The organism is Lacipirellula parvula (assembly GCF_009177095.1).
Lineage (GTDB): Bacteria > Planctomycetota > Planctomycetia > Pirellulales > Lacipirellulaceae > Lacipirellula > Lacipirellula parvula.
In genome coordinates, this window is record NZ_AP021861.1 from 3269670 (window position 1) to 3287795 (window position 18126).

At 60.5% G+C, this 18126-nt stretch carries 13 protein-coding genes; 9 read left to right on the forward strand and 4 right to left on the reverse strand.

Translation table 11 applies throughout. The features are described from left to right. Positions 1-43: 43 nt before the first annotated feature. Both PLANPX_RS12885 and PLANPX_RS12890 read left to right on the forward strand, forming a co-directional pair. Positions 44-895, forward strand: coding sequence for a hypothetical protein (locus tag PLANPX_RS12885; RefSeq protein ID WP_152099128.1), 852 nt, complete (start codon positions 44-46; stop codon positions 893-895). 13 nt (positions 896-908) lie between these two features. Continuing rightward, a complete protein-coding gene (locus PLANPX_RS12890) occupies positions 909-4517 on the forward strand; it encodes a sulfatase-like hydrolase/transferase (protein WP_152099129.1) in 3609 nt (1202 codons plus the stop codon). Positions 4518-4552: 35 nt separating this feature from the next. Here PLANPX_RS12890 and PLANPX_RS12895 read toward each other — a convergent pair whose 3' ends face one another. The 3 genes from PLANPX_RS12895 to PLANPX_RS12900 are packed head-to-tail and all read right to left on the reverse strand — an operon-like array spanning position 4553 to position 9346. After that, positions 4553-5947, reverse strand: coding sequence for a sugar porter family MFS transporter (locus PLANPX_RS12895; RefSeq protein WP_152099130.1), 1395 nt, complete (start codon positions 5945-5947; stop codon positions 4553-4555). Between the two features lie 55 nt (positions 5948-6002). After that, the gene (locus PLANPX_RS27990) at positions 6003-6863 is read right to left on the reverse strand and encodes a hypothetical protein (protein WP_232536388.1); all 861 of its coding nucleotides are present in this window, start codon (positions 6861-6863) and stop codon (positions 6003-6005) included. After that, positions 6860-9346 (reverse strand): DUF5107 domain-containing protein, encoded by a 2487-nt coding sequence (locus PLANPX_RS12900; protein WP_232536389.1) that lies wholly within the window; start codon positions 9344-9346, stop codon positions 6860-6862. The genes PLANPX_RS27990 and PLANPX_RS12900 overlap by 4 nt, the downstream gene beginning before the upstream one ends. A 349-nt stretch (positions 9347-9695) precedes the next feature. Here PLANPX_RS12900 and PLANPX_RS12905 point away from each other — a divergent pair, with 349 nt between their 5' ends. The 7 genes from PLANPX_RS12905 to PLANPX_RS12935 all read left to right on the forward strand — a co-directional run bounded on the left by PLANPX_RS12905 (position 9696) and on the right by PLANPX_RS12935 (position 17524). Further along, positions 9696-10877 carry a DNA-binding transcriptional regulator gene (locus tag PLANPX_RS12905; RefSeq protein WP_152099131.1) on the forward strand — a complete coding sequence of 394 codons (1182 nt, stop codon included), beginning with the start codon at positions 9696-9698 and terminating at the stop codon, positions 10875-10877. A 389-nt stretch (positions 10878-11266) separates the two neighbouring features. Beyond that, positions 11267-12565 carry a discoidin domain-containing protein gene (locus PLANPX_RS12910; RefSeq protein WP_152099132.1) on the forward strand — a complete coding sequence of 433 codons (1299 nt, stop codon included), beginning with the start codon at positions 11267-11269 and terminating at the stop codon, positions 12563-12565. A gap of 59 nt (positions 12566-12624) precedes the next feature. Then, positions 12625-13695 carry a DUF1559 domain-containing protein gene (locus PLANPX_RS12915; protein WP_152099133.1) on the forward strand — a complete coding sequence of 357 codons (1071 nt, stop codon included), beginning with the start codon at positions 12625-12627 and terminating at the stop codon, positions 13693-13695. A 47-nt stretch (positions 13696-13742) separates the two neighbouring features. Beyond that, entirely contained in the window at positions 13743-14141 is a 399-nt protein-coding gene (locus tag PLANPX_RS12920; protein WP_152099134.1) for a hypothetical protein, read from the forward strand. Positions 14142-14286: 145 nt separating this feature from the next. Continuing rightward, on the forward strand, positions 14287-15129 hold the full coding sequence (locus PLANPX_RS27325) for a discoidin domain-containing protein (RefSeq protein ID WP_172992034.1): 843 nt from the start codon (positions 14287-14289) through the stop codon (positions 15127-15129). Beyond that, positions 15047-15349, forward strand: a complete 303-nt coding sequence (locus PLANPX_RS28425; RefSeq protein ID WP_420844082.1) for a PEP-CTERM sorting domain-containing protein — start codon at positions 15047-15049, stop codon at positions 15347-15349. Before PLANPX_RS27325 ends, PLANPX_RS28425 begins: the two co-directional genes overlap by 83 nt. Before the next feature lie 207 nt (positions 15350-15556). Further along, positions 15557-17524: a glycoside hydrolase family 97 protein gene (locus PLANPX_RS12935; RefSeq protein ID WP_172992036.1), complete on the forward strand. Its 1968-nt coding sequence runs from the start codon at positions 15557-15559 to the stop codon at positions 17522-17524. 117 nt (positions 17525-17641) lie between these two features. Here the strand turns inward: PLANPX_RS12935 and PLANPX_RS12940 are convergent, their stop codons facing one another. After that, the gene (locus PLANPX_RS12940) at positions 17642-18094 is read right to left on the reverse strand and encodes a carboxypeptidase-like regulatory domain-containing protein (RefSeq protein WP_152099138.1); all 453 of its coding nucleotides are present in this window, start codon (positions 18092-18094) and stop codon (positions 17642-17644) included. Positions 18095-18126: the final 32 nt, after the last annotated feature.

Here is an 18126-nt window from a genome sequence, read left to right on the forward strand (position 1 = left end):
CCCCTTTTGTCGCGAGCCCGGCGGGCTCACTGGAGGTTGTCTCATGAAGATTCGCAACTTGGTTTTACCTACAGTAGCGGCGCTCCTTGCCGCGACGGCTCCGCTGGCTCAAAGCGCCACGATTAGCGGCTGGGCCATTCACAATGGAACGTCGACGGTTGGCGGTACGCCAAGCGCCCCGACCTTCACCGCCGCCGACAACATCGCGGCGATGGCCCCGTTCGATCAGCCCGTTTTGCTTGATAGCAACGGCGACTTCGTCGAAGTCTCGACGACCGTGACGATCACCGGCCGCACGGGCGGCGTTGGCGTCAACACGCTCAACACGCAGTTGCGAATCGGCTTGTTCAACGGCCCGGCGGGCGCCGTCGCGGCCAGCGATATCCCGAACCAGGGATTCATCATCGAATACAGCAACCTGGCGGCCGGCGGACTCATCCGCGAGCAACCAAGCGCCTCGCAAACCAACCCGTTCAACAGCCCGACGAACCTCGGCAACGGGACGCCCGACGCCGGCGGCGATTCCATCCAAGGCGCCAACCCCGGGCCAGTGACGCTGACGCTCAAGCTGACCCGCAACGCGGGGATGCTCGATCTTTTCGGAACCATCACCGGTACGGACAGCGTGAGCGGCAATCCCTACTTGTCGAACTTCACGCTCAATGGCATCAACACGGCGAATTTTCCCGCGAACGGCACGTTCAATTTCAATCGCATCGGTCTGTTTCTCGGCGATGGCGTGAACGGCGCGAGCGCGGCGCTCTCTAATTCCACTATTCAGACAAACGTCCCTGAACCTGCCGCCGGCCTACTCGCCGTAGCGGCAGCCGTGGGCGGAATCGCTACTGCCCGCGGTCGCCGGCAAGCGCCGCAGTTTCACTGCGTGCAGCGGTAAGCGGGGAGTGCCCATGAAACCCCGCTACTGGTTGATTGGCCTGACAGCGCCGGCCTGCACGGCGCTGTCAGGTCAGGCCGTGCGCGCCGACGCCCCGCGCCCCAACATCATCCACATTCTCGCGGATGATCTCGGTTGGGGAAGCGTTGGTTTCAACGGCCAAACGCAAATCGCTACGCCGAACATCGACCAACTCGCCGCCCAGGGGATGCGGTTTGAGAATTCCTACTCGGCGCCCGTTTGCGCGCCGAGCCGGGCGATGCTCTACACCGGCTTCCACCAAGGCCATGGCAGCCTGGACGGCAATGACGAGATCACTGCGGGGTTTCGCGCTGAAGACGTGATGACGCCCCAGGTGATCGCCGCTGCAGGATACAACTCCGCAATCTTCGGCAAATGGGGCTTCGGCGCGACCCAGGGTAGCGCGAGCGTGGCGCCGGTCGTCAACTCCACGGCAAGTTTGCCGAACAATCACGGCTTCACCGACTTCTACGGCTACCTCAACCACGGGGCGGCTCACGACTACTTCAACAAGTGGATGTGGCAGACCAGCGGCGCCCCGCAAGGCGTGTCGACGACGATCAACAGCGGCGGGCCTGGCGGCACGGCTCAGTACACGCACGATCTGATCGCCGCCAAGAGCGAGCAATACGTCGCTGCGCACGCTGCGGACGAGGCGCCGTTCTACATGGAGGTCGCCTACACGATCCCGCATTTCGATCTCGACGCGATCAGCAGCGCTCCGGGCGGATACGGCGTCTACGCGTCGCAATCGACTTGGACGCCGCAGCAAAAGGCTTACGCCGCGATGATCACGCGGATGGACGCCAGCATCGGCTCGTTGATGTCCCGACTCGACGATCCCAACAACGACGGCGACGACTCCGACAGCATTCGCGAGAATACGCTCGTGATCTTCACTTCCGACAATGGCGGAAGTCCCACCGAAGACAATGCTCCGATCGATTTCTTCAACGCCAACGGCGACTTCCGCGGCGGGAAATTCGAACTTTACGAAGGCGGCATCCATTCGCCGACGGTCGCTTACTGGCCCGGCACGATCGCCGCAGGTTCCGTCAGCGACTACCGAACGGATTTAGCCGACTTCATGGCGACTGCTACAGATCTCGCTGGCGCCGAAGCCCCGGTTGGCATCGATGGAACGTCGATCGCTCCCACGCTCACTGGCGTCGGCCATCAGCGCGAGCGCGACTATCTTGTCTTCGAGCATCAAGGCTCGCGCGGCGGCGATCCGGATCCGCGCATTGGGCGCTGGGCAGTCGTCCGTCAGGACGGCATGAAGCTGATCCAGTACTACGACGAGACCCAGGCTGTTTTCAATCTCAACGCCGATCCCAGCGAATCGAGTCCGCTGAGCCTCGGCAATCCGGCCAACGCTCAAATCGCCGCTGAATTGCAGGCAGCGGCGGTCGCCGAAGGCGCTCTGCGCGGCGTCGTTGAATACCGCACCTACACGGGCAGTAACGGCAGCAACGTCCAAGACGACTCTAGTTGGGACGGCGCAGGGCGTCCCAACGGCTATTGGTCGGCGACCATTGCGAACAACGGCGCCACGCCGCGGATCGCGCACGTGAGCGACGACGTGACGACGCTGGGCGTCGAAATTCGCGGCCAATCTGCCGAACAAGTGGTCGACGTTCATGCGGGGCAAACGCTTACCGGCCGAAACGAAGTTCGCATCGGCGCGCACGGCCGCGTTGATCTAAGCGGCGGCACGCTCGCCTCCAATCGCTGGACAAACATCCGCGTTGGCGGCGAACTTCGCGGCCAGGGGCACGTCGTCGGCGACGTTTACAATGAAGGCGAACTTTCTCCCGGCCGCGCCGACGCAACCGCCTGGCCTGTCGTCGCTCCGCCTGCGCTGCCGCCAAGCTCGCTCAACACGGGCGTCGTCAGCGGCGCCAACTTTAACTTTAGCGGCGTGCAAGACGACGTCCCGCTGCAAGCCACGAGTACCCTCAGCCCCTACGCGGAGGTTTCGCATGGCCTCGACTTCGGCCCCGGCGTCTCGCCCAAGCTGGGGAACGGCGGCACCGACGCGGGCAACGAGTTCAATATTATCGGCCAGACGGGCTCAACGCTCGCCGCGGCGATCAACAACGGCGACTACATCTCTTTCACCGTCGATCCTGTCGCTGGAGCCGGCGCCATCCCCTCGAGCGTGAGTTTTCGCGTGTGGCGAAACGGAGGCGCCGCCGCGAAGAACTTTGCGATTCTTTCCAGCATCGATGGCTTCGCGGCAACCACCGCCCTCGCGCAAGCGACTTACACCGATAGTGGCAGTGGCAATCAGCACACGCTCACGGCGACGCTTCCGGAAATCACCGCGACTAGCGATCCAATCGAGTACCGTCTGTACGGCTGGGGCGCCACCGACGGCGGCGGCAATACGCACATCAATCTCGCATCGTTGAACGCGAGATTCGTCGGGATACCGACGCTCGAATTCAACCTCGCACAGCCGAACAATGGCGCGCCGCTGACTGCTCTAAAACGCAGCGATTCGCACCTGGAACTGGCAGCGGGGCTCGCCCGCGGCCCGGGGCTTTCGACGCCCAATGGCGGCAATGCCCCGAATGAACTCGGCGTCACGGGATTCTCAAGCGGCGCATCGCTACAGTCGGCCATCGATGGAGGCGACTACTTGTCGTTCGCTGTGCGGCCGATTGAGGGGATGGCGATGTTCCCCGACAGCGTCACCTTCTCACTGTGGCGGGACAGCGCCGATTCCGCCGCGACCTACGCCGTACTTTCGAGCGCCGCCGGTTTCATTCCAGGTCAACAGCTTGCCGAGGTTAATAACTTCACCTCGGGTTCTGCCAATCGTTTCGAAATCACCGGATCATTCACCGGCGCCCAGGCGACGACCGAATCGGTGGAATTCCGCCTGTATGGATGGAACGCGACGGCGTCCCTCGCGAGTACGCACCTCGTTGGCGCCTCGCTGCGAGCCAGATTCGCGTCGATCGTCGGCGGCGAGGTCGATCCGTCCGGTCAATTGTCGGTTGACGGGGACTACTACCATCTTGCCGGAAGCATGCTGGCAATCGACCTTGGCGGCCGCTCAGCGGGCGTCGACTTCGACGTCGTCAACGTCAGCGGCGCCGTCGATCTTGAGGGAAGCCTGGAGGTCTCTCTCGTGGACGCGGGCGGATCGTTATTCTCGCCGACGCTCGGCGATACGTTCGAAATCCTCACCGCCGCTCAAGGTTTGTCTGGCAGTTTTAGCGACGTCTCGCTCCCGGCGCTCGCCGCAGGTCTCGATTGGTTTGTCGATTATTCGCCGAACGGCGTTTCGCTCGATGTGGTGGCGTCTGCTGATTTCAACAGCGACGGCAGCGTTGGCGCCGACGACCTGCTCGTCTGGAAAAGCAACTTCGGAAACGAGCACGCCGACCGAACGGACGGCGATGCCGACCACGACGGTGTCGTCGATGGACGCGACTTCCTTTACTGGCAGCGTTGGGTTGGCGTGACCGGCAGCGCCACGAACGAATCGCATATGCCGATCCCAGAGCCGGCAGCCGCATTGTTGGCTTGCGCTGGCGTAACAGGATTCGTCTGTCTGCGGCGGATAGCCGGATCTGCGCTGGGCAGTTGACGCATATCTTTCGGCATAGAACTTGAGGGAACGCGTTACACATCGATCGCTTCGAGCGGTATACCTTTGGTTTCTACTAGCCAGTTCCAAATCGCTGCGAATCCGATCGCACACATGGCGCCATAAAGCCAGAAGACGCCGTGCGCTCCGAGACTGCGATTGAGGAAAGGGAAAGTAAATGTGAGCGCGCCGCACGCGGCCCACAGGCAGAATACGGTGAGCGACATGGCGACGCCGCGGATGCGCGTGGGGTAGAGTTCGGCGATGACGACCCACGTCACCGAGGCGAGCGTCATCGCATAGATTGCGATGGCGGCGATCACTAAGCCAACCATGACCATGCCGGCCTGATCGGTGTAGTAGGCGGTTCCCAACGCGACGTTGATCAACGCTAACCCTGCGGCCCCGACGAGCATCAGCGTTCGTCGGCCGATGGCATCGACCGTGGCGAGCGCGACGAGCGTGAACGCTAAGTTGACGGATCCGGTAATCACGATCGACCGCATCACGCCGCTCACGTCGTACCCAGCGGCGCGGAAGATCTCCTCCGCATAGTTAAAAATGACGTTGATGCCGCACCATTGCTGAAGGATCACTAACCCGATCCCGAGCATGAGCGCCCGCGATGCTTTCCGTTCAAGTAAGTGGCGCCAATCAAAATGCTCAAGCTCGCCTTGATTCAGCGAGTGGCGGATGGCTGCCATTTCTGTTCGCGCCTCAATTGCTCCGCTAATCGTCGCGAGAACCACTTCGGCTTCGGAATTTCGCCCCGCTCTAGCAAGCCAACGCGGACTCTCCGGCAGGATGAAGGCGAGCCCGAGGAAGGCCATTGCCGGAACGGCCCCGGCCCCGAACATCCACCGCCAACCCGCTTGGCCATACCAGGATTGTAGTAAGGCGTCCGCGGAGATTTCTGCCGGGACGTCGCGCGCAATCGCCCAATTCACGATCTGCGCGGCGAGAATGCCGATGACCACAGTCATCTGGTTGATCGAAACCAGGCGACCGCGCGAGCGAGCCGGGCTGATCTCCGAGATGTACATGGGCGAGACCGTCGACGCCAGCCCGATGCCGATACCACCAGCAATGCGCGCCAGGTTAAAAGACAGAAGGGTCGTGGCAAGGCCGGTCCACACGGCGCTGGCGGTGAACAGAAATGCCGACAGCATTAGCAGCGGCCTGCGACCGAACCGGTCGGTGAGGGCGCCGCACGCGACCGCTCCAGCCAAACATCCCACGAGGGCGGAGCTCATCGCCAACCCTTGCTGGAACGGGTTATCGGCGATGCCGAAGTAAAGCTCGTAGAATGGCTTCGCGCCGCCGATCACGACCCAGTCGTAGCCAAAGAGCAGCCCGCCCATCGCGGCGATTAGGCAAATCCGCCACAGCACATCGTGGCGGATGGAGGGCTCAACGTTCAACGATGGCATGTGCGTGGATCCTGAGCGAGCAGTTGATGCACATCATCTTACGACCGCCTAGCCGCTAACGCGATGTCCGCGTCACCGCCTGGTGTAGGTATCGATGCACTAGGGCTCCAGTGTGGTTGACGTTAAGAGCAAGGACGCGAGCAAATTGCCTTTCTGCCATCTCGTCGTCCCGGCGTCCCAAGTAGCCGAGAGCGAGCATGTACCGGCAATGGATCTGGTTAGTGAACGATAAATCATCGTCGAACATCAGCGATTCGGGCAGCGATACGGCAAAGAAATCGATTTCCGGAGCATCGTCGAGGTGATCTCGTCCGTAGTCGATCAGCTGGTTAAACCGCTGCAACGCCTCGTACTCTCGCCCCAGGGCGCGATGAGCCAACCCTTGGTAAAAGATCATCTCGGGAGGCTGATCGTTGTAGTAAATTGCCGCTGAGGGTTCATCGAGTCCAACGCTCGCGCGTTCGAAACAGGGCTGAGCCGCCGTCTCGCGGCCGACGGCTCGATGGGCGCAGCCGAGCAAGTAGTGAATATCATTCTCCTGGATGCCTGCGAGCTTTCCCTCCCCGAGCGAATCAGGCCAAACCTTAGTGCGGTTGAGCAGTTCGATGGCGTACTCAAATTGCTCGTCGGCAAGAGCGCGACGCGCCAGTTGGGTGAGACTCAAGCGATACTGCGCTGAAACCTTTCCCTCTCCTCCCTCCCACGGATGAAACTCCCGTTCCAGCAGATGACCAAGTGCTTCCTCATGCTGGCCGAGTTGATTGAGCAGCGTGACGCGCTCGAGCTCAAGATCGTCACGTCGCGCGACGACCTCCGCGTAACGCTGCAAGCGGTCGAGCCGTTGCTGCGGATCATGGTTGAGCCGCTTGGCAAGCTGATCGTACTCGAACAGAACACGCGCGTCTGTTGGATTCAATTGGAATGCTTCGGTGAGCGATGCCGACGCAGCGAAATGATCGCGTCGCTTGTTGAAATAGGCGAGCGCCAGATTGCGGCGCGGCGCCGCGAAATTCGACGCAAGTTCTGCTGATCGCTCCCAACAGCTGATCGCTCCCAACAGCTGATCGCTTCCTCGTAGCGTCGTTTGCTGTAAAGAAGGTTGCCTAGGTCGCACCAGGCGCGGAAATCGCTGTCGCGTTCCGTGACGACCCATTCGAGGGCGGCAAGATCTTCCAGCGTGTGAGGGAAGAATCCGCTGCGCGGAACATCACTTGCACGCTTTCGCAAGGCGTCCGCCGGCGCAGTATTTGAAGCGAACTGGGAGTAGCGGGCGGCATGGTACAGCGTCATGGCCGAATGGAATCGATCGTGGGTGCTTTCCAAATACTTGGTCAAAACGCCCGCGGCATCGACGTAGAGCCCCGCATGTGCGTAGTCATGCGCGAGCTCTACGAGACCATGTTCGGATTGGCAGGCATATTGGTAGTCTCCGCATAATTCCGGCAGCGCGTTCTCCATCTCGTAACGGACGCCAACATTGAATGGCTCGCGGCCTAGTCCCTCAGCCGCGAGTTCCGCCGCCGCGGCGCTTTCACCAAGATGTCGTAACGCAACCACGAGCAAATGGATTGCCTGGTGATGTCGCTGATTGTTGGCAAGACATTCCTGCAGTAGTTCACGCGCTTCAAGCCACTGGCGGCGTCGCATAGCGAGTCGCGCCAACTGAAAGTAGGCTGGCGCCTTCTGCTCGGCGTTCCAAGTCGCTTTGTAAAAAGCGCTCTCGGCCAACTGGTGTTCGCCCTGCGCGACGAGCGTCAGACCCAGCAGATAGAACGCTTCTCCGTCAGCTGGATTCGGATTGTGATGCGTCGCCTGCCGAATAGCGGCTCGGAAAACGTTCGTGGCATCGCTGTACAGCCCTCGCCGTAACAGCAACTTCCCGAGCCCGATGTTGCAGCGGATATCAGTGGGCTCGCGCCGCAATCCTTCTCGATAGTAGCCTTCCGGATCGCGCGTCGGGTGGCGATACTGCTCGAGATGCACTCCAGCCAGGTAGAGGGCTTCAACCGAATCAAGTGCTCGCGGCGATTCGATGGCTATGGCCGACGCTGGAACGCTCGCATCGATCGGTTGCGGCGAGTAACAAACCAATTTCCTCCCCGCCTGATCGTAGACCGCCGCGTTCAGCGGCGCTGTTGCGTCTGCCGAGGTTACGGCGCTGAATTCGCGATAAGCCCACGGGCTGAGATCGACGCGCTCGTCAATCAGGGTTGTAGAGCCTCGGTGCAAAACGAGCCGTGCCTGAAGAAATATTGCCGTTGCGTACACGCGCACCGTCGCAATATCGCCCGCTCGTTCTAATCCGACCGCAGCGTCGACCGTTGCGTTCTTAACCAGTCCGACGCCTTTGTACGGCATGAAGTACTGTGAGAACGATTTTTCTTCGCCTGGAGCGAGCCAACTGAAGTCGGGTTGATTGTCGGTGAACGCGCCGCACATCAGTTCGACGTAGGGTCCGTCCTCGTCGGTGAGCTGACGATCCCAGGCTCGGCCAAATTCCCCGCAGCCCCACGTCCATTGCTTTTTGCCAGGCGCGATGTGGTGGCTAGCCACGTGCAACAAACCTGCTTGCCGTCCGTGGTCGTATGAGCCGACGAAATCGTAGTCGGAACGATACGCCATAAACGACGTCGGCACGGGGATGTTGCGGTAACGGCTGATGTCCGTCCCCGGCGAGTAGTCAACCTTGTAGTAGGTGCCCGTTGCGATCGGAAATTTGCTGACGTCTCGCTTGCCGTGATCCATCACCGCCGTCACGTCAGGCGGAAACACGGACTGATGATCGTCGTTCGCCTGCACGGCAGGATTCGCCCACCACAGAAACGTCTGCGGCAACGAGGTTCGATTGAACAGGCGAACGCGCACTTCCAAGTAGGCCTTATCAGGATGCAAGGTGAGCCCGTGCATTCCCTTCGTGCCGGCCATGCGGTCAATTTCGCTGCACCAAACGGTCGACGACCCGTCATCATTCTGCACGATCTGAGCATCGACCGGATGGAAGGTGCTCGGACGATGGTGCTGCGGCCAATTGAATTCGATGCCGCCGCTGATCCATGGACCCGCCAATCCGACCAGCGCCGGCTTGATCACGCGGTTGTAGTAGACGAAGTGGTAGTCGTTCGTCTTGTCGAGCGCCATCTGCACGCGGCCCCCGAGTTCCGGCAAAATCATGATCTTCAGGTACTGGTTTTCCAGGAAGATCGCGTCGTATGTGCGAAGGCGCTTTTCATTCGAAACGGATTCGATCACCGGGTAGGGGTAGACCGCCCCGCTGCTGCCCTGGTAGACACGTTTCTCCAGAAAGCAGGGGTTCAACTCCGGCTCGCCAACGGCATAGGTCGGGATCGCCACCTGCTCGCGCCAGGCTCGGACATCGCAGGAGTTAAAGTTCTCAGGCATTGAATTGCCGCGGAAGCGGATGGAAACGCGGAGAAGAGCTATCAAGGTCTCGAGAAAGGTCGCGAACTCTTCCCCAGCAATCCATCAGACGCCGCGACTCGGAACGAGTCATTCAGCAGAAACGTCAATCGATTTTCACATTTCGTCAGGAGCGTGGGGGGCTAGGTGCGGCCAGAAGTGACTCGCCCTGCGAATTCGGCGGCAGCGTCCACCGGGGTGGCGCCGCGGATGAGTGAACGCGGCTTGACTTCCCCTCGCTTTGTTTCACGATGGAAGGGTGCTGATCCGAGCGCCGGTGGCGCCTGTTTTTCGGCCGTTTTCTTCTCCGCCGCTCTCGGACTGTCGCGACGTGCCTGAACTCAAACGTGTGATGCTGCTCATCGAGAGCTCGCGGGCATATGGCCGCGGCTGTTTGCTGGGGGCAGCAGCGTACATTCGATCGCACGGCCGCTGGAGCGTGGTGCACGTTGAACGCGGTTTGGCCGACGAAGTTCCCCGCTTTCTGCGGAATTGGAAAGGAGACGGGATTCTCGCACGCATCGAGAACCGCCGTATCGCCGACGAAATTGCCGAGATTGGCGTCCCGGTCGTCGACCTCCGCGGCTCCCATCGGCCGCTTCACGGCGCCATGCTCGACACCGACCCGCGCCTGACGTCAACGCTCGCAGCCGAAAGCTTTCTCGATACCGGCTTCCGCAACTTCGCCTATATCGGTTATCCCGGCGTCGATTTTTCCGACTACCGCTGCGACGCTTATTGCGAGTACCTCAACAGTCGCGGCATGGATGTGAGCGTCTACGCGCCGCCGCAATCGCGGCAGCAGAAGTCCGACGTGCTCGCTTGGGAAAGCCGCGGCGAATTGGAAGGCGACGCGATCGCCGAGTGGTTGCAATCGCTGCCTCGTCCGGCCGCGGTATTTGCCTGCAACGACGTCCGCGGCCGGCAAGTCATCGACGCTTGCAGCCGTTCGGATCTCTCCGTGCCGGAAGAAATTGCCGTTATCGGCGTCGACGACGACGAAGTGATTTGCGAACTCTCCAATCCGCCCTTGAGCAGCGTTCAGCCCGACACGCTGCGGTTAGGCTACGAAGGAGCGGCGTTGCTCGACGCCATGATGGACGGTCACCTGGCCCCGTCGGAGACCGTCTACATCCCGCCGAAAGGGGTTTCGCGGCGCCTCTCTTCCGAGGCGACGGCGGTCAACGATCGGGAAGTGGCGGCGGCGATGCGGCTTATCCGCGACCACGCTTGCGAGGGCGTCACCGTACAAGATTTGGTGCAGCGGTTGAACGTCAGCCGCTCGACGTTGGAGCGTCGATTTCACGCCGTCTTCGGTCGCTCGCCCGCGATGGAAATTGAGCGCGTGCGAATGTCGCGGGCGAAGATGCTGTTGATCGGCACGCGATATAAGCTTTCGAAAATTGCTGCCACGACGGGGTACGGAACTGCCTCGCAATTCGCTACGGCGTTCAAGCGACACACCGGCTTTACGCCCGGTAAATTCCGCAGTCAAACGCAGATTTCTCCCTAGTTAGGACCCACTTCGCTACGGATTGGCGAACTATCTTTTCACGCTTTTCAGCGACCCGCTTTTGATTTTTCGTCACGACAATTCTGCGTATTTGTCATTCCGCAGCGAAGTCCCCGATTTTCCAGTATTTCGTTGTTGCCAGGCGTTGTGAGCGACGTACGCCGAACGCGCGGCGAGAGCACGATTTGGGCTGGAGAACAGCCGATTCAAGCTAAAATAAGGCCTGACTTCGCGGCGGCATCAGCGACTCTTTTCACCAGACTTATCCCTACGACTCGCGCGGCGGCGGCAGCCGATGCACTTCCCAAGAGAGCATCGACCTTGCGAGTGCGACTCAGGCGTTCATTCATCGATCAGATCCATCTAGAGTAACCGAGGAGACGCGCGGCATGATCTCTCGTCCATTCGCCATTGGAAATCTGCTCGCCATCGGGGCGGCGCTGACCGCTGCTCAGCCGGCCTGGGCGCTCCCGGGAACCGTTAACCTCGCGCCGTTCGGCACCGCGACGGCAACCGGCGCCGACTTCGGCGCCTCGATCGAAGACGGCATCGACGGTAATCGCAACGGAGACTTCAACGCTGGTTCGGTCTACTACGGCAACGCCAACCCCGAAAACCCTCCGCTGTTTTACGAAGTCGATCTTGGCGTCAACGCCTACATCGACCGCGTCCAGATTTTGCGGCGCACTGACGCCGACCAAGGAGTGTTCGGCAACATGCGGCTGACCATCTACCAAGACGACGGGAACGGCAATCCGGGCGCGGTCGCGTTCACCAAAGACTACCTCACCGGCGGCTTTGGCGAGGGCGGGTTCGAGCAAGGGAGCTGGGGGACGACCGACCCCAGTTTGAATTCACCGCAAGGAACTTTGGGGCGGCACGTCCGGCTGGAGCGGATTGACAACAACTACTGGCTCACGTTCGCAGAGTTCGAAGTTATCGGCCGCACGACTCCGCTGGCGTTCAGCGAAGCGAACAACATCGCTCGCGGCAAACCGGTCACTACCTCCTCGGCGCCCGGATACTTCTCGAAGCTGGAATCCGCCAACGACGGGAACATCGACGGCAACTTCGGCGGCAGCGGGTATCAGCCCGTTTATCATTCTTCGAATTTGGGGATCGGCGAGTACTGGCAAGTCGACCTTGGATCTGAGAAGCAACTTGATTATCTGGAACTGTTCGCTCGCAGCGATTACTACTCGACTTCAGAGTTCAAAGTGTCGGTGCTCAACCAGAGTCTCGTTGAAGTTGGTTCATTCATCGTCGTGAACAACCCGCTGACTAACCCGAATCCCGGCTACGACCACTTGGTAAACACTGCCGGCATGACCGGCCAGTACATTCGCGTTTCGACAACCAAGGAAGAGCACCTAGTTTTTTCGGAGTTGCGTGCCTTCGAAGGACCGGGAAGCATTCCGCTGGAGGCTGACTTCAACGGAGACGGTGCGGTCAACGGCCTCGACCTCGCGAAGTGGAAGCAAAGCTTCGGCGGGGCGGGTGCCGACGCTAACCACGATGGCGTTTCCGACGGAGCCGATTATCTCGTCTGGCAGCGTCAATTTGGGTCCGGGGGATCGGCCCAAGTTGCCGCCGCCAGCGTGCCCGAACCCTCCGCGACGCTGATTGCCGGCGGGGCCGCATTGGGATTGATCGGCGCCGCCAAGCGGCGTCGCAGCGCATGCTTGTAGCCAGTCACCGGGCTGATCGTTAATGTCTTGCTAGTTGGTTCGCACTTGGCACAACGGACTTGAAGGACGATTCCATGCAGCGGCAGGAACTTCGATCGCAGTCAGGATTCACCCTCGTCGAACTGCTGGTTGTCATCGCCATTATCGGCGTGTTGGTCGCGTTGTTGCTGCCGGCCGTGCAAGCAGCCCGTGAAGCAGCGCGGCGTTCGCAGTGCACGAACAATATGAAGCAGGCCGCCCTCCGCATGTTGAACTACGAGTCGCAAAAAGGGCAACTGCCGCGCGGGACGTACAATTACATCGATAGCACCGGTGGCGGCACTGCGCCTCCCTACGGAAAATTCGATGGCGTCACTTCTACGGGAACCGGCGACGACAAGGGAGATCGCCGCTGCTGGTTCCAGGATCTGCTGCCGTTTATCGAGCAGCAGCAGTTGTCCGCCGGATTCGAGAGCTTCGCCAATACAAAGCAACCTTGGGGCGGCTACCCAACAGCCTACGACTTCAAGGCCTGCGCGACGATCGTCAGTTCGCTCGTCTGTCCCTCTGACCCAATCTCACCCAAGATCAAAACGGCGCACCCCAGCAACGTAGCGGCGACGCAAGGCTTTTCAGGAAACTTTGTCGCGTGCGCAGGCAGCTACTACGAAAACCAACTGCGACCCGATCTCGGCGACGCAGCGACTGTGAACAGCAATTCCAAGCTTGCCAGCTCGAAAGTTGACGGCATGCTCGTCGGCGGGGCGAACATCAAATTGAAGCAGTGCCTCGACGGCACTTCAAACACCGCGCTACTCTCAGAAATCCGCTTAGTCGAAGATGCGAACGGCAACGACGCCCGCGGCCGGTACTACAATCCGGCCCACGGCGGCGTGTTATTTACGACGCTTGAACCGCCGAACTCCGCACGCGGCGACGAGGTTTCTTGGGCCACGTCTGCCAATGACGTCTCGCAGGCGCCGCTGAACGAGCAGGGCGCCGGCAGCCCCTATTTCATGACGGCTCGCAGCTACCACGCTGGAATCGTCAACCTCGCGAAAGCCGATGGATCGATCACGACTGTGTCGGAGAACGTCGACCAACAGCTCTATCAAGCCCTCGGCAGTCGTGATCGCGGCGATATCAACTAGCGGCGGGTTCGAGCTTGTTGGAAGCACTAGCGGCAGCGGACGGAATAATGCAGCAAGTTTCGCAACGCCTCAGATTGGCTCACCTACTGATCCTCAGCAGCGCACTCGCTGGCTGCGGTCCTGCGGGCCCGACGAAGTACCCTGTCCAGGGACAAGTCACGTTCAAGGGCGAACCGATCGTCAAAGGGACGATGACGTTGATCCCTGATTCGCCGGCGGGCCGGACGGCGACGGCGCCGATCGCCGATGGCAAGTACTCCGCCGAGCTGACCGAAGGGAGTTGGACGGTCAATGTCCAAGCAGTCCGAGAAACAGGCCCGGTCATTCCCGCGCTCGGCGAAGCGCCGCGCGAGCAATTCATCCCGGCCAAATATAACCGCGAATCGACGCTGAAGATCTCTGTGCCTTCGGACGAGCCTGAACACAATTTTGCGCTCGAACCGTAACGGCGCGCATTGTTGTAATCAGCGATCCACGTTCTTTTCTCGCATCGCCATGTTACTGCGAGTGCGCACTTTGCTTGCTGCTCTCTCGGCAGTGAGCGGGCCTCTTCCACGGCTCTATTTCGCAACTCTGAGGGAGTACTGTCTCATGAAATGTAAGTTCGTTGCCGCCGCATTGTTAGCGGCGTTCACCGCAGTCGATCTCGCGGTCGCCGGGCCGACCACGACGAATCTTTCAATCGGCGCGACCGCGATGGCGACCCCGGCGGATTACGGCGGCATTGCCAATCGCGCGATCGACGGCAATCGCGACGGAGCCTTCTGGAACGGCTCCGTCTACTACTCGCAGAGCGGCACGAGCCCGCTGTTCTACGAAGTCGATCTCGGCACGGCGAATTACATTGAGCGCGTTCAACTGCTGCGCCGCACCGACGAAGACCACAATACGATCGGCGACATTCGCCTCACCATTTTTGAGGACGACGGAGCTGGCGGACATGGCGCCGTGAGTTTCCAGCAAGACTATCTCGCGTCCTATCTGCAGGTCGGCACTTGGGGAACGACCGATCCCGGCATCGCCGTTCCGGGCGGCGCACACGCGCGGCATGTTCGCCTCGAGCGCATCGACCCCGCCTACGGCAATCGTTGGTTGGCGATTACCGAATTCGAAATCATTGGCTCGCCCAACCCGCTCGTACACACCGCCGCAAACAACATCGCTGCCGGCAAGCCAGTCACTGTCACCTCGTCTGCTGGCTACGGCTCGGTTCCCGGCAGCGGCAACGACGGTAACATCGACGCCACCTTCGGCGTGCCTGGGAATCCGGTCTACCATTCCGCGGAGTGGGGCGTCGGCGTTTTTTTGGCAGGTCGACCTGCAAGCAGAATACGCGCTCGACTACCTGGAACTGTTCACTCGCAGCGACAACTACACCACGAAGGAGTTTCGCATCGCCGTCCTCGACGAGAACCTAGTCGAAGTCGGATCTAGAACAGTCGCGGTCGCCGATCCTAAGAGTTCCACGTCCGACTACGATCATCTGATCGACGTCAGCGGCCTCACCGGACGCTATTTGCGATTGGAAACGACTCAAAACGACTTTCTGGCCTTCGCGGAATTCAGGGCGTTTGCCGCAGTCCCTGAACCCGCAACCGGCGTCTTAGCGTTGGCAGGTGTCGCGGCAATGGCATGTCGTCGGCGGGCGCGTTAGTCTGGAAGCATTGGCCCAGCCAGCCAGACTACATTTTCTCAGCAAGCGACGAGGCCGATCGTGATGGTCGGCCTCGTCGCACTGTTCTCCCGCGGCGGCTCCGCGTGCTCGCATCAGCGTGGAGTCGGGGCAATGAGTTCGCGGAGCGTTGCGGTACAAAAACTGAAGTCTGACGTGGCTTGCCTCAGACTGCCACTCGTTTTAGCAGTGGTCGCGTTGCTCATCGCGACGCCGTTGGCAGGCGCCGCGGAGTGGGAACTGACGTCGCCCGCCGGTAGCCTTCAAGTTCGCGTCACGCAGAGCGACAATCTCCAGTACGCAGTTTCTCTGCGGGGGCAAGAGATTATTGCTCCTTCGACCATCAACCTGAAAGTCGAAGGAACCGGTCCCATCAGCGCCGGCCAGCCTCAGGTCGACAGACGCAGCGTGAAGGAGACGATCGAATTCGTCGTCGCGCGCAAGTACCGCGAGCGCGACGTCGCGTACGAAGAACTGAAACTCACTTTCGCCCACGGCGCGGTCGTGTTTCGAGCCTACGACGAAGCCATCGCATACCGCTGGGAAACATCGCTTCCCGGCGAGATTGTCGTTACTAACGAGCAGGCGGAATTCGTATTCCCTGGCGATCCCGAGGCTTGGTTCCCCGAAGAAGAGTCGGTCAACAGCCATCAAGAACGCGTTTACAAGCATCTGAAGCTTGGCGAAATTAGCTCCGACCGCTTCTGTTCGACGGGCGTGCTTATCGGGCTGGGCGAGAATCGCAAGGTCTATATCTCTGAGTCCGACTTACGTTCCTACCCTGGGATGTTCCTCCACGGCCTGGGAAACGGCAAGATCGGACTCGCCGGCAAGTTTGCCGGTTATGCTCTCGAATCGAATGCGCTGAATGACCGCGATGTTCCGGTCACCAAGGCGGCTGAATATCTCGCGAAGACCGAGGGCACGCGCACCTTTCCCTGGCGCGTGATGCTGGTTACGGAGAAAGATTCGGAACTGCTCGAGTCCGAGATCATCTTCCAACTAGCTCCGCCGCTAGCAATCGAAGATCCTTCGTGGATCGTTCCGGGGAAGGCGGCCTGGGAGTGGTGGAACTCTATCAATATCACCGGCGTCGATTTCCGTGCCGGCGTTAACACCGAAAGTTACAAATACTACATCGACTTCGCCGCCGAGCATGGCCTGAAGTACATCGTACTCGACGAGGGGTGGAGTCAAGCGACCAATGATTTGCTGACGCCTCACGCCGACGTCAATCTTCCGGAACTCGTCGAGTATGGGAAGCAGAAGGGAGTCGGCGTCGTCTTATGGGTAGTTTGGAAGACGCTCGACGAGCAGTTGGAGCCAGCGCTCGACTACTTCCAAAAGCTCGGCGTAGCCGGAATCAAAGTCGACTTCATGCAGCGCGACGACCAGCAAATGGTCGAGTTCTACCATCGCGTCGCCGCAGCCGCCGCCAAGCGTCGCTTGCTCGTCGATTTCCATGGAGCGTTCAAGCCCACGGGACTCCACCGTGCGTACCCCAATGTGATGTCGTACGAAGGAGTCACCGGCCTGGAACAATATAAGTGGGGCAACGAAATCACCAATCCCGAGCAGGAGTTGACGTTGCCGTTCATCCGCATGGTGGCGGGCCCCATGGACTACACGCCAGGCGCGCTCAGCAACGCAAACCAGGAAAGTTGGCGCTGGAACGTCGGCCACCCGATGAGCCTCGGAACCCGTTGCCATCAGCTGGCCATGTTCGTGGTTTATGAGAGCCCGTTGCAAATGCTCGCCGATAGCCCCAGCCGCTATCGGCAAGAGGCCGACGCGATGCGATTTCTCTCCGTCGTGCCGACGGTATGGGACGACACGCGCGTCCTCGACGCTAAAGTCTCTGATTACGTCGTCGTCGCGCGACGCTCGGGCGATGCGTGGTTTCTGGGCGCGATGACCGATTGGAGCCCGCGAGAATTGGAAGTGGGGCTCGACTTCCTGCCCGCAGGAAAGTTCCGTCTGGAATCCTGGGCCGACGGCGCGAACGCCGATCGCAGCGGCGAAGACGTTCGCTGCGATTCGCGAGATGTTGACTCCCAATCAACTCTCAAGCTACGTCTAGCGCCCGCCGGCGGGTGGATCGGAATCATTCGACCACTAGATGGATCGCATGCTCCTGAGGCAGACGTCGCCAAGTAACAGGCTCTTCTGCTCCGCGGTGCGCAGAAGTTCGATTGCCAAGACGACGCCCGGTACTGCCCGATGAGAAGAATTCCCCTGAAGCCTTTAGTTCGGGGCGTTCGCGGCAGTCGGATGTCAGGATTTCGATACTAGTTCCAGATCAATCTGATTGTCACCAGCCTTCACTTCCTTCTTCAGGTCCGACGTTTCCGGCGTCGTGTAGCTGATAGGCACTTTCTCCAACGCCTGAATCTGTGCGAGGGTCATTCCAGGCGATGGTCGGCCGCTGCGGTACGAAACGGTCGCGGTATAGTTGCCAGGGCGCAGACCTTCGACGCCGCCGGAAGATTGCAGCGAGTAGGTGCCGTCTGGCGCCACATTCCCGTAGGCAAGAGGTCCAGCCGCTTCGGGAATGAAAGTGATAGCTCCGCCGTCAAGCGAGGCGCCATTCAGCGACACGCGTCCGCTGACTGTAGAAAAGTTGGCGTCGCTGCACCCAGCGATCCCGATGACAATGATTGCCAGCGCGCAACGAGCTACGGATCGAAGCCGGAGCACGCCTTCCGCAGGCTGAGAATTCACAAACATTGGTAACATCCTTCTAGCGGCGTCGCGACCGC

What these genes read in the sequence shown, in the direction of transcription:
- PLANPX_RS12885 (WP_152099128.1), top strand. Translation starts at nt 44, where the DNA reads ATGAAGATTCGCAACTTGGTTTTACCTACAGTAGCGGCGCTCCTTGCC.
- PLANPX_RS12900 (WP_232536389.1), bottom strand. Translation starts at nt 9,346, where the DNA reads ATGCCTGAGAACTTTAACTCCTGCGATGTCCGAGCCTGGCGCGAGCAG.
- PLANPX_RS12940 (WP_152099138.1), bottom strand. Translation starts at nt 18,094, where the DNA reads ATGTTTGTGAATTCTCAGCCTGCGGAAGGCGTGCTCCGGCTTCGATCC.
- PLANPX_RS12890 (WP_152099129.1), top strand. Translation starts at nt 909, where the DNA reads ATGAAACCCCGCTACTGGTTGATTGGCCTGACAGCGCCGGCCTGCACG.
- PLANPX_RS12895 (WP_152099130.1), bottom strand. Translation starts at nt 5,947, where the DNA reads ATGCCATCGTTGAACGTTGAGCCCTCCATCCGCCACGATGTGCTGTGG.
- PLANPX_RS12910 (WP_152099132.1), top strand. Translation starts at nt 11,267, where the DNA reads ATGATCTCTCGTCCATTCGCCATTGGAAATCTGCTCGCCATCGGGGCG.
- PLANPX_RS27325 (WP_172992034.1), top strand. Translation starts at nt 14,287, where the DNA reads ATGAAATGTAAGTTCGTTGCCGCCGCATTGTTAGCGGCGTTCACCGCA.
- PLANPX_RS12920 (WP_152099134.1), top strand. Translation starts at nt 13,743, where the DNA reads ATGCAGCAAGTTTCGCAACGCCTCAGATTGGCTCACCTACTGATCCTC.